We start from the raw sequence: 11,637 nt of genomic DNA, 5'->3' as shown, positions 1-11,637 counted from the left end.
AGTAATTACAGTGAGTAAGTTACAGCCACAACTACGCTATGCGGTCGTTGGCCTTGGTGCCAGCGGGCTTAGCTCTGTGCGCTTTTTACTTAAACACGATGTATTGCCTTTAGTTTGCGATACTCGCCAGCAGCCTCCTGGCTTAGCCTCGCTACCTGATAGCTTGCAAGTGGTGTGTGGCGAGCTGCCTCTTAAGCAATTGCTTGAATGTGACGTGGTGATTGTTAGCCCTGGGGTCGCGTTAGCTACGCCAGAGTTACAAAGCTTGGCGAAAGCTGGTGTTCAGCTAATGGGTGACGTTGAGTTATTTTGTCACTATGCCGAAGCCCCCATTGTTGCGATTACTGGCTCAAACGGTAAAAGTACGGTCACTAGTTTGTTGGGCGAGATGGCTAAACACGCCGGGGTTAATGTTGCTGTAGGCGGGAATATTGGGGTGCCTGCCTTAGATTTGCTTTCGCCGCAGGTCGAATTATATGTTCTTGAGTTATCCAGCTTTCAGCTGGAAACAACCAAAAGTCTTCGCGCTAAAGCCGCTACATTGCTAAATATTAGCGAAGACCATATGGACCGATACCAAGGCATGGGCGATTACATTGCCGCTAAACAAACGGTTTATCAAAATGCTGAATATACGGTTATCAACTTGGATGACGAATTATCTCAGCCACAATTCAAGCCCCAGAGCAGCTTGAGTTTTTCTCTTCATTTAGATGCTGATTATCGCTTAAGTGAAGATCAGCAATATCTAATGCGTGGGCAACAAGCGCTATTAGCCACCAATCAGTTGGCGCTGGTAGGCACCCATAATTTTGCCAATATACTAGCTGCATTAGCCTTAGCAGAGGCTGCAGGACTAAACATTGACGCTTGTTTACAAGCTGCAAAAAATTACCAAGGCTTAGCCCATCGATGTCAATTGGTTGCTCGCAAACAAGGTGTTGCTTGGATTAACGACTCTAAAGCTACCAACGTTGGCGCTACCTTAGCTGCCTTAAACGGCTTAGCTGGTGGCCAAGGTCAGCTTTGGTTAATTGCTGGTGGAGATGCCAAAGGCGGCGATTTACGTGAGTTAAAAGCTGCCTTTAGCCAAGTTGCCGGCGTTGTTGCCTTCGGTAAAGATAAGCAACGCTTTAAAGATTTAGATCAGCGTATCGAGCTAAAAGAAGATTTAGCAGAGAGTTTTAGTTGGTGTCAGCAACAAGCAAAAGAGGGTGACATAGTTTTGTTGTCTCCTGCCTGCGCCAGCTTGGATATGTATAAGAATTTTGAAGTACGCGGACAACATTTCTGCGAACTGGTGGAGGCGCTATGAAAGTAATGTCTAAACCACTTTGGTTCGAGAATACCTTACAGTGGTTAAACCCAGCCGCTAAAGAAAGCCAAGAACCGCTTTTGTTCGACCGTCATTTATTGTGGTTAGCCTTATGCTTAATGGTGATGGGGCTAGTGATGGTGGCATCTTCATCTATTCCAGAAGGCATCGCGATTAACGACGATCCATTCCGTTTTGCTAAACGGCACGGTATTTATTTGTTGTTATGTTTAGCCGCTATGACTTTTGTAGTGCAAATCCCGCTGGCGTGGTGGCAATCTCATAATGCTAAATTGCTTCTATTGTCGGGTGTTGCTTTAGTACTGGTATTGCTGATTGGCCGCAATATTAACGGTAGTAGTCGCTGGATAGGCTTAGGGCCTATAAATGTACAGCCTGCCGAATTTGCCAAACTTGCGTTGTTCACTTATTTAGCCGGTTATCTAGTACGTCGTCATGAGCAGGTACGTGAAAACTTAAAAGGCTTTTTAAAGCCGCTAATCGTGTTCTTTTTCTTGGCGGTATTGCTGCTAGCACAACCCGATTTGGGCAGTGTGGTAGTTATGTTTGTAACCACTGTAGGCATGCTGTTTTTAGCTGGCGCCAAGCTTATTCAGTTCTTTGGTTTGATTTTTACCGGTGTGGTAGCGGTGGTGACTTTGGTTATCGCAGAACCTTACCGGATGCGCCGTGTTTCTTCGTTTCTAGACCCTTGGCAAGATCCTTTTGGTAGTGGCTATCAGTTAACTCAATCTCTAATGGCTTTTGGTCGAGGCGACTGGCTAGGCGAAGGTTTGGGGAACTCTATTCAGAAGCTTGAATACTTGCCAGAAGCGCATACCGATTTTGTGGTTGCTGTATTAGCCGAAGAACTCGGATTTATCGGTGTCTGCGCGGTTTTGTTGCTACTTATTTTGTTGGTAAGCCGCGCCATGAAAATTGGTAAGCAGGCTTTACTGGCAGAGCAAGCGTTTGCCGGTTACTTAGCTTGTGGTATTGGTATCTGGTTTAGTTTCCAAACCATGGTAAATGTCGGCGCGGCTTCAGGCTTGGTGCCAACTAAAGGGTTAACCTTGCCGTTAATTTCTTATGGTGGTTCCAGCTTATTGGCGATGTCGATAGCGGTAGCTATCTTATTGCGTATTGATCATGAACTTCGATTGGCCAACTGTCAGGCCTATAAGAGAGATGCTCATGGTTAATGCTAAGCAAAATAAACTATTGGTAATGGCTGGTGGCACTGGTGGTCATGTATTCCCGGGTTTAGCTGTCGCCGATAAATTGGCGGCGCAGGGCTGGGATGTGTCGTGGTTAGGAACCGCCGAGCGTATGGAAGCTCAATTGGTGCCTAAACATGGTTACCCTATCGACTTTATTAGCATTAAAGGGGTTCGTGGCAATGGCTTGCTGCGCAAACTGGCGGCGCCGTTTAAATTGCTTAACGCGGTTCGTCAAGCCCGAGCCGTTATTAAGCGCTATCAACCCGATGTTGTATTAGGTATGGGCGGCTTTGCCAGTGGCCCAGGTGGTATAGCGGCCTGGCTGCTAGGAAAACCATTGGTTTTGCATGAGCAAAACGCGGCTGCCGGTCTTACCAACAAAATGTTGAGTAAAATTGCCAGCAAAGTACTAATGGCGTTTCCGGGAGCCTTAGATAAAGCCGAAGTGGTTGGCAACCCAGTGCGTGAGTCGGTATTAGCTTTAGACGAAAAGAGTGAAAGTGATTCAGCTAGTTTTAACTTGTTAGTGATTGGCGGAAGTTTAGGGGCACAGGTGTTTAACGAGCAGTTAGCCGAGGGCATAAAACAAAGCCAACTTGATTTAAAAATCTGGCACCAAGCGGGTAAAAACAAACATAGCAGCGCAGTGGATGCTTACCGTCAGCAAGAACTTGATAAAAATTTGAGCGAAGCACCTAAAATTGTCGAATTTATTGATGACATGGCAGCAGCCTATCAATGGTCAGATGTGATACTCTGTCGCGCTGGCGCGCTAACGGTGTCAGAGGTGGCTGCAGCGGGGATCCCGGCTATTTTTGTTCCGCTGCCTTATGCCGTTGATGACCATCAAACCAAAAACGCGCAGTTTTTGGTTAAAGCTGATGCCGCACGTTTGTTAAAACAAACAGAATTTACGCCGCAAAATATTGCTGCAGTACTGAATGAATTTGCTGATCCTGCATTGCGTTTGTCTTGTGCTCGCAATGCACGAAAGCAGGCAATCACCGATGCTACTGACAAAGTAGCAGCGGTGTGCCAAGCGTTAATTAAAGAGTAGTTAGATGAGTAAAGTTGAGTTAGCCAAATTACGAACCATGATTCCAGAAATGCGCAAAGTGAAGCGAATTCACTTCGTGGGAATTGGTGGTGCCGGCATGGGCGGTATTGCCGAGGTATTGGCTAATGAGGGCTACCAAATCTCGGGTTCAGATCAAGCCGAAAGTGCGATGACAGTGCGCTTGCAAGGCGTTGGCGCCGAGGTGTTCTTCGAGCACAGTGAAAGCAATATCGAGGGTGCTAATGTAGTAGTGGTATCAACTGCTATTAAAGAAGATAACCCGGAAGTACAAGCCGCCAGAGCTGCGCGTATTCCAGTGGTTCGTCGTGCAGAAATGCTAGCTGAATTGATGCGTTACCGCCACGGCGTTGCTGTAGCCGGTACCCACGGTAAAACCACAACAACCAGCTTAATTGCCAGCATCTATGGGCAAGCAGAGTTGGATCCTACTTTTGTGATTGGTGGTCTGTTAAATAGCGCAGGCACCAATGCGCGTTTAGGCAATAGCCGTTATCTAATTGCAGAAGCCGATGAAAGCGATGCATCTTTTTTGCATTTGCAGCCAATGGTTGCAGTGGTCACTAATGTAGAGCCCGACCATATGGAAACTTATGGCGGCGACGAAGCTCAGCTCCATGCAACGTTTATTGACTTCTTACATAACCTTCCATTTTACGGTGTAGCGGTGATGTGTATCGACGATCCCGGTGTTCAAGCTTTGCTGCCGCAGATTGGTCGTCAGATTATTACCTATGGCTTTTCAGAAGAAGCTGATGTACGTATTACTCACTTTGCTCAGCAAGGTGACCGTTGTTCATTTACGGTAAACCGCGAAGATTGTGAGCAACTTGATATATCGTTGAATATGCCTGGTGAGCACAATGCTCTAAATGCAGCGGCAGCCATTGCTGTAGCCAGCGAAGACGGCATTGAAGATGCCGCAATTGTAGAAGCCTTAAATCGTTTCGCCGGCATTGGTCGTCGTTTCCAACAGTACGGCGAGTTTGCGACAGGCAATGGCTCAGCCTTGTTAGTGGATGACTACGGGCACCACCCAACAGAAGTTCTGGCAACGGTTAAAGCTGCGCGTGCTGCTTGGCCTGAGCGTCGTTTAGTGATGGCATTTCAACCGCACCGCTATTCACGTACTCGCGACTTATATGAAGACTTCGTGGATGTATTAGCGCAAGTAGATAGCTTGCTGCTGCTTGAGGTGTATTCGGCTGGAGAAGAAGTCATTGCCGGTGCAGACAGTCGCGCATTGTGTCGAAGTCTGCGCCAGCGCGGTTTGGAACCCATCTACGTAAAGCAGCCTAGTGAACTAAATGGCTTATTGGCTGATGTAATTGAAGATGGCGATGTGGTGTTAACCCAAGGCGCGGGCAACATTGGAGTTTTAGCGCGTCAGTTGGGCGAGTTACAGTTAAACATTAGCAAGCTTAAAGGTAGTGAAAGTTAATGGCGAGTTTACGAATGAATCGAGTAGCAGTGCTGTATGGCGGCGATTCAGCTGAGCGCGAAGTGTCTTTAAAATCGGGTAGCGCAGTGCTGGCGGGTTTACTTCGTGCTGGTATTAATGCAGAAGGCGTAGATACCAAAGGTTTTGATTTAAATTTGCTTAAGCAAAAAAAATACAGTCATGTATTTATTGCCTTGCATGGTAGAGGTGGCGAAGACGGAACCTTACAAGGTGCACTTGAGTATTTAGGTTTGCCATATACCGGTAGCCGAGTGCTTGGTTCGGCTTTAGCAATGGACAAAATTCGCTGTAAGCAAATTTGGCAGAATATTGGCTTGCCAACAGCGGCATACGCGATTGTAGAACGAGATAGCTACAAGCCAGACGAAGCAGCGAGCATTTTAGCCAAGTTGTCTGGCGAGGTTATTGTAAAGCCGGCGTTAGAAGGTTCTAGCATTGGCATGGCTAAAGCCAACAGTGTCGAAGAGTTACAAGAAGCGATTGAAAATGCCTTTGAATATGACTCTAGAGTATTGATTGAACAGTGGATTACTGGCGCAGAATACACGGTGTCTATTGTTGGTGGCACGGTAATGCCTTCAATTAGAATGCAAACGCCACATAGTTTTTATGATTACAGCGCTAAGTACCAAAGCAGTTCTACCGAATATTTCTGCCCTAGTGGTTTAACTGAGGCGCAAGAGTCACAGTTAGCCGATATTGCCTTAAAGGCATTTAAATCTGTGGATTGTGAAGGTTGGGGGCGCGTTGATTTTATGGCCGACCAACAAGGCAATTGGTATTTGTTGGAAGTGAATACCTCACCGGGCATGACTGAAAAAAGTTTAGTGCCTATGGCAGCGAAGCAGCATGGTTTAAGTTTTGACCAGCTTGTCGTCAGCATTTTGGATCTGGCGCACTAGTCATGACGCTAAGTGACCAGCAAAAGCAGCGGGCAAGCTACTGGGCTGGAGTGGGATTTTTTTGTGCAGTGTTGTTGGGTTTAGCTTATTCAGTGCACTCGGTGTACAGCAGTGTAAGTGATAAGCAATTGAGTCCAATGACTCGGTTGTTGGTATCGGGTAAGCGTGATTACGTGCTCGATCAAGAATTACAGCAAAGCTTAGCGGCTTTGCCAGAAGCGGGTAACTTTTTTAGCCTCGACGTTTCTGAGGTGAAGCTTGCTTTAGAGCAGTTGCCTTGGGTTAAGCAGGTAACCGTTCGTAAGCAATGGCCAGATAAACTGTCGATTGCTTTACAAGAACAAGAGGTGGTGGCGCGATGGAATAATGCCGCTTTGCTTAATCAGCAAGGGCAGATTTTTGAAGCGCCGCAACAGCGAGTGACCAAAGCATTGGCTTCACTAAGTGGACCCGACGAACAGGCAGAAGCTGTGCTAGCTACTTTTCGCCAGCTGCAGCAAGTATTGCAAGCTCGCCAGTTAAACATTGTTAGTTTGGCGCTAAACGAGCGCCATGCTTGGCAAGTAGAATTAGCCAGCGGAATTGTTTTAAAGCTGGGCAAAGAAGATAAGTTAAATCGCATAGAGCGTTTTGTGTCGGTGTATCCGAGATTAAAACCGAATGCGGTGGATTATATAGATTTACGCTATGACACTGGATTTGCAGTGGGATGGAAGAAACAGGAAGGTTTGGCAATAGATGACCAAAGTAACGGATAGAAAACTGATCGTTGGCCTCGATATTGGTAGTGCCAAAATCACCGCCTTAATTGGCGAGATTTTGCCTAGCAACGAGATGAGCATTATCGGTGTAGGTAGTCATCCGGCTAAAGGTATGGACAAAGGTGGTGTAAATGACCTTGATTCTGTAGTGAAGACCGTTCAGCGGGCGCTGCAAGAAGCGGAGTTGATGGCTGATTGCAAAATTAGTTCTGTTTACTTAGGTGTTTCTGGTCGTCATATTCGTTGCTTGAACGAAAAGGGCATGGTGCCAATTAGCGACGAAGAAGTCACTCAAGATGATGTAGATAACGCTATTCATACGGCTAAATCAGTAAAATTGCCAGATGAGCACCGCATTCTACATGTATTGCCACAAGAGTTTGCCATCGACTTCCAAGAAGGAATTAAAAATCCGATTGGCTTGTCTGGTGTTCGTATGGAAGCAAAAGTGCATTTAATTGCTTGCCATAACGACATGGTTAAAAACATTGTTAAGTGTGTAGAGCGCTGTGACTTGAAAGTTGATCAGTTGATATTTTCAGCCTTGGCTTCTAGTTATGCGGTGTTAACCGAAGATGAAAAAGAATTGGGTGTGTGTGTGGTTGATATTGGCTCAGGGACCATGGATATCGCAGTTTACACCAGTGGTGCGCTGCGCCACACCTCGGTAGTACCGTTTGCAGGAACCTCGGTTACTCGTGACATTGCTACTGTGTTTGGCACACCACTTAACGACGCCGAGGCGGTAAAAGTGCGCTATGGCTGCGCCTTAGGCAGCATGGTAAGCCGAGACGATACCATTGAAGTGCCAAGTGTGGGGGGAAGGCCTTCACGCAGTTTACAGCGACAAACACTCGCTGAGGTTATCGAACCTCGATATAGCGAATTGTTTGGCATGATTAAAGCCAAGCTCGACGAGCTTACTGAAGATTTGCAAGCGCAGGGAACCAAGCTGCAATTAGGTGCCGGAGTAGTGCTTACTGGCGGCGCGGCTCAGATAGAAGGCGTGGTTGAATGCGCCGAGAAAATTTTACAGTGTCAGGTTAGGGTTGGCTCTGCCAACAATGTGGCTGGCCTGACAGAATACGTACAAGCGCCAACTTACTCAACAGCAGTAGGTTTGTTGCATTACGGAATGGAAAACCAAAGTGAAAAACCAATTGAAGTAAAGAACATTAGCAGTGTTAGCAATATCGCCAAGCGATTGCACAGTTGGTTTAAGGGTGAATTTTAGTTTTTGCTAAGTAGCGAAAATCAAGCGGAGAGAGAACTATGTTTGAGATTATGGATAGTCATACCGATGAAGCGGTAATTAAAGTTGTAGGTGTGGGCGGTGGCGGCGGTAACGCTGTTGAGCACATGGTTGCGCAATCAATTGAAGGTGTAGAGTTTATCACCATTAATACCGATGCTCAGGCATTGCGTAATTCTGGTGCAGATAACACCCTGCAAATTGGTGGTGCTATCACCAAAGGATTAGGCGCTGGCGCTAACCCTGAAGTAGGGCGTGAAGCTGCAATGGAAGATCGCGATGCGATTATGAGCCAGCTGCAAGGTGCCGATATGGTATTTATCGCAGCCGGCATGGGCGGTGGTACTGGTACTGGTGCTGCACCAGTAGTTGCAGAAGTAGCAAAAGAATTGGGTGTTCTTACTGTTGCTGTTGTAACTAAACCTTTTGGCTTTGAAGGTAAAAAACGTACTAGCTATGCTCAGCAAGGTATTGAGCAGCTTAGTAAAAACGTAGACTCCTTGATTACAATTCCAAACGACAAACTGTTAAAGGTATTGGGTCGAGGTGTATCTTTACTTGATGCATTTAAAGCAGCAAATAACGTATTGCTTGGTGCTGTACAAGGTATTGCAGAGCTAATCACGCGCCCAGGTTTAATCAACGTGGATTTCGCCGATGTTCGCACGGTAATGCGTGAAATGGGTACTGCAATGATGGGTACCGGGATCGCATCTGGTGAAGATCGCGCTGAAGAAGCAGCTGAGCTAGCTATCTCTAGCCCATTACTAGAAGACGTTGATTTAGCTGGTGCACGCGGTATCTTAGTTAATATCACAGCTGGCTTTGATATGAGCATCGAAGAGTTCGAAACAGTAGGTAATGCGGTTAAAGGTTTCGCCTCTGAGAATGCAACGGTAGTGGTTGGTGCGGTAATCGACCCAGAAATGAGTGATGAATTGCGTGTAACCGTAGTTGCTACTGGTATTGGCGCAGAGCGTCGCCCAGATATTTCTATCGTTAAACCTCAACAACAAGCAGTAAATGCTGAGCCAGTTGCTCGCACTACGCCTATGGATTCAGCGCCAATGGTTGAAGAGCCAGCAGCAGTTGTGAACGCTGAACCGCGCAATACCGCAGGGGATGGTGACTATTTAGACATCCCAGCATTTTTGCGTCGCCAAGCAGATTAATCTGTTAGGAAATGGTGAAGTTTTAGACAAAAGTTTGTGATGTGTCTCAAACTTATGTTAAGATGTCCGACCATTCTAGTTTATTGGTCGTAAAGCAGAGGAATTTTTATGCTTAAACAACGGACTCTTGAAAAGTCAGTACAAGCGACAGGGATCGGTTTGCATTCCGGACACAAGGTCACCATGGTCTTACGTCCTGCTCCTGCAAATACAGGTATCCTGTTTAATCGTACCGATCTCGATCCGGTTGTAACGATCCCTGCAAAAGCAGAGTTAGTGCGTGACACTATGTTATGTACGTGTCTTATCGATGATGCGGGTAACCGTATTTCAACGGTAGAGCATTTAATGGCTGCGGTTGCTGCGTTAGGCTTGGATAACTTGATTATTGACGTTGATGCTCCTGAGCTTCCGGTTATGGATGGCAGTTCGAGCCCGTTTGTATTCTTATTACAATCTGCGGGTATCGAAGAGCAGGCAGCGGCAAAGAAATTTATTCGCATTAAACAGCCTATTCGTGTTGAACACGAAGATAAATGGGCTGAGTTGTTGCCGGGTAATGATGGTTTTACTATCGATTTCTCAATCGATTTTGACCACCCAGCAATGGAAGGTCGTAACCAATCGATTTCGATGAACTTCTCAGCTGATAGCTTTGTTAAAGATATTAGCCGCGCGCGTACTTTTGGTTTCATGCGTGACATTGAGTATTTGCAATCTAAGAACTTAGCCTTAGGCGGTAGTTTAGAAAATGCAGTAGTGTTGGATGAATATCGAATTCTTAATGAAGATGGCCTTCGTTATGATGATGAATTTGTTAAACACAAGTTGTTAGATGCAGTGGGCGATTTGTACATGGCAGGACTACCCATCCTAGGTCATTTACGCGCTCATAAATCTGGCCATGCACTAAACAATAACTTAGTGCGTGCAATGCTTGAGCAACAACATGCTTGGGAAATTGTTACTTTCGAAGACAAAGCCGAAGCACCAGCTGCATACCAACAACCGGTATTCAGTTTCTAAATAACAATATTGTCGGCGCTGACTAACTCTCTCCGCTCAGCGCCGCTAATTTTTCTAGCTTTTCCCTCAGTTCATCTGGTACGTGTTTCGCTAATTCTGTGATATGTTTGGCTGCTTGAGTGCTTAGCTGGCGTTTTCCAGTGCTTTTTTCCTCAGCTTCTGGTTTAATGTTTTTCAATTCGGGATTTATTTTAAGTTCCAAACTGACAACCCCTGGTATGGCTTTTCGTAGCTCACTTAACAGGTCGAATCGAAACTGTTTTAAGCGGGTTAACCAAGCCGAACTAGGAGCCTCGATAATAGCGACTCCTTGACGCATATTAACGATACGGCATTGCTGTAGTTTATAGCGTGCCAAAATTTCACCACCCAGTTGCTGTAACTGAAGGCGTTGCTGCAGTGGTTGTTCGATTTTTGCAAACTGTTTCTGATGAAATAGGCGCTCTATCGAAATGGGTTGGTGCTGTCGTTTGGACATAAGTTTAATAGTTAGGTATGAAATTAACTTTAGTATACGCCCATAAGGGCGAGACAAGAACTGTTCGTTTAAATCCGCTACGTTTAGCGTGGTTTGCGTTTTTGTTGGTATCACTTATTTGCAGTATTGCCTTATGGGGTGTACAGCAATATCAAAATTTAGCTAAGCAGCAAACTCAGTTGTTATCGCAGCTGGATAGTTTGAAAGCGGAGCCAAAGCTTGAGCAGTTCGAGCAGCAACTGCGTCACCGTTATAGTCAATTGGCGGTTAAAGTGGGCCAAATGCAAGTTGAGATGACTCGCCTTAAAGCATTAGGCGCGCGTTTGATTGAAGATACCGAGTTTGCTGCTGAGTTTGATTTCGAATCAATGCCTCCGATGGGCGGCCCGATGTTAGACACTCAAGATACCAGCCATCAACCAAACAACCTGTTTTTAGACTTATCTTTGCTCGAGCAGCAAGTAGAGGCCAAGAAAAAATCACTTAATTTGCTTGAATCTTGGCAACAAAGTCACCATCTAGTAAATAGTAGTTATATATCAGGTTGGCCAGCGAAAGGGCCGGGCATTTGGATATCTTCGCCATTTGGTAGCCGCATAGATCCTTTTACCAAACGTAAAGCACGCCATAAAGGTGTAGATATCGCAGGCAAAGAGGGGACTAAAATCCGCTCTGTAGGAGCCGGCGTAGTGGTTTGGGCCGGAAGTCGCTTTGGTTACGGTAACTTAGTTGAAATTGAGCATGGTAACGGGATGGTAACACGTTACGCGCATGCTAAAGCTGTATTAGTAAAAGAGGGTGATGTAGTAAGTAAAGGGGATGAGATTGCCTTAATGGGCAGCACCGGGCGTTCAACCGGATCTCACGTACATTTTGAAGTGCTTAAAAATGGTCGTCCACTAAATCCCACTAAATTTATTTACCGCAAAGCCAGTGCCTAGAAAATTGGATTTCGTCTTAGCAAAAGTAGTTTT

The 11,637-nt window shown here is 45.9% G+C and carries 11 protein-coding genes; 10 read left to right on the top strand and 1 reads right to left on the bottom strand.

Annotation, left to right across the window (positions count from 1 at the left end; genetic code table 11):
- The first annotated feature begins 10 nt into the window (after positions 1-10).
- From murD to lpxC, 9 genes are all read left to right on the top strand, one after another.
- A complete protein-coding gene (gene murD, locus OV592_RS18160; RefSeq protein ID WP_406609566.1) occupies positions 11-1,315 on the top strand; it encodes a UDP-N-acetylmuramoyl-L-alanine--D-glutamate ligase in 1,305 nt (434 codons plus the stop codon).
- Positions 1,312-2,517 (top strand): cell division protein FtsW, encoded by a 1,206-nt coding sequence (gene ftsW / locus OV592_RS18155; protein WP_406609565.1) that lies wholly within the window; start codon positions 1,312-1,314, stop codon positions 2,515-2,517. Before murD ends, ftsW begins: the two co-directional genes overlap by 4 nt.
- A complete protein-coding gene (gene murG, locus OV592_RS18150) occupies positions 2,510-3,592 on the top strand; it encodes an undecaprenyldiphospho-muramoylpentapeptide beta-N-acetylglucosaminyltransferase (protein ID WP_338622267.1) in 1,083 nt (360 codons plus the stop codon). Before ftsW ends, murG begins: the two co-directional genes overlap by 8 nt.
- A 4-nt stretch (positions 3,593-3,596) precedes the next feature.
- Complete coding sequence (gene murC / locus OV592_RS18145) at positions 3,597-5,051, top strand: UDP-N-acetylmuramate--L-alanine ligase (RefSeq protein ID WP_406609564.1); 1,455 nt, start codon at positions 3,597-3,599, stop codon at positions 5,049-5,051.
- Positions 5,051-5,974 (top strand): D-alanine--D-alanine ligase, encoded by a 924-nt coding sequence (locus tag OV592_RS18140; RefSeq protein ID WP_338622265.1) that lies wholly within the window; start codon positions 5,051-5,053, stop codon positions 5,972-5,974. The genes murC and OV592_RS18140 overlap by 1 nt, the downstream gene beginning before the upstream one ends.
- Positions 5,975-5,976: 2 nt before the next feature.
- Positions 5,977-6,732 (top strand): cell division protein FtsQ/DivIB, encoded by a 756-nt coding sequence (locus tag OV592_RS18135; RefSeq protein WP_406609563.1) that lies wholly within the window; start codon positions 5,977-5,979, stop codon positions 6,730-6,732.
- Entirely contained in the window at positions 6,713-7,969 is a 1,257-nt protein-coding gene (gene ftsA / locus OV592_RS18130; RefSeq protein ID WP_016400787.1) for a cell division protein FtsA, read from the top strand. Before OV592_RS18135 ends, ftsA begins: the two co-directional genes overlap by 20 nt.
- Before the next feature lie 38 nt (positions 7,970-8,007).
- Positions 8,008-9,159 carry a cell division protein FtsZ gene (gene ftsZ / locus OV592_RS18125; RefSeq protein ID WP_016400788.1) on the top strand — a complete coding sequence of 384 codons (1,152 nt, stop codon included), beginning with the start codon at positions 8,008-8,010 and terminating at the stop codon, positions 9,157-9,159.
- A 108-nt stretch (positions 9,160-9,267) separates the two neighbouring features.
- Positions 9,268-10,185, top strand: a complete 918-nt coding sequence (gene lpxC / locus OV592_RS18120; RefSeq protein WP_163134754.1) for a UDP-3-O-acyl-N-acetylglucosamine deacetylase — start codon at positions 9,268-9,270, stop codon at positions 10,183-10,185.
- Positions 10,186-10,207: 22 nt separating this feature from the next.
- Here the strand turns inward: lpxC and OV592_RS18115 are convergent, their stop codons facing one another.
- Positions 10,208-10,663, bottom strand: coding sequence for a DUF721 domain-containing protein (locus tag OV592_RS18115; RefSeq protein WP_406609562.1), 456 nt, complete (start codon positions 10,661-10,663; stop codon positions 10,208-10,210).
- A 17-nt stretch (positions 10,664-10,680) separates the two neighbouring features.
- Between OV592_RS18115 and OV592_RS18110 the strand changes: the two genes are divergently transcribed.
- The gene (locus tag OV592_RS18110) at positions 10,681-11,604 is read left to right on the top strand and encodes a M23 family metallopeptidase (RefSeq protein WP_406609561.1); all 924 of its coding nucleotides are present in this window, start codon (positions 10,681-10,683) and stop codon (positions 11,602-11,604) included.
- Positions 11,605-11,637 lie beyond the last annotated feature (33 nt).

Source organism: Agarivorans sp. JK6 (genome assembly GCF_045277145.1).
GTDB lineage: Bacteria > Pseudomonadota > Gammaproteobacteria > Enterobacterales > Celerinatantimonadaceae > Agarivorans > Agarivorans albus.
Note: the sequence above shows the minus strand (reverse complement) of the source record. Positions and strands in the feature narration are given on the sequence as shown.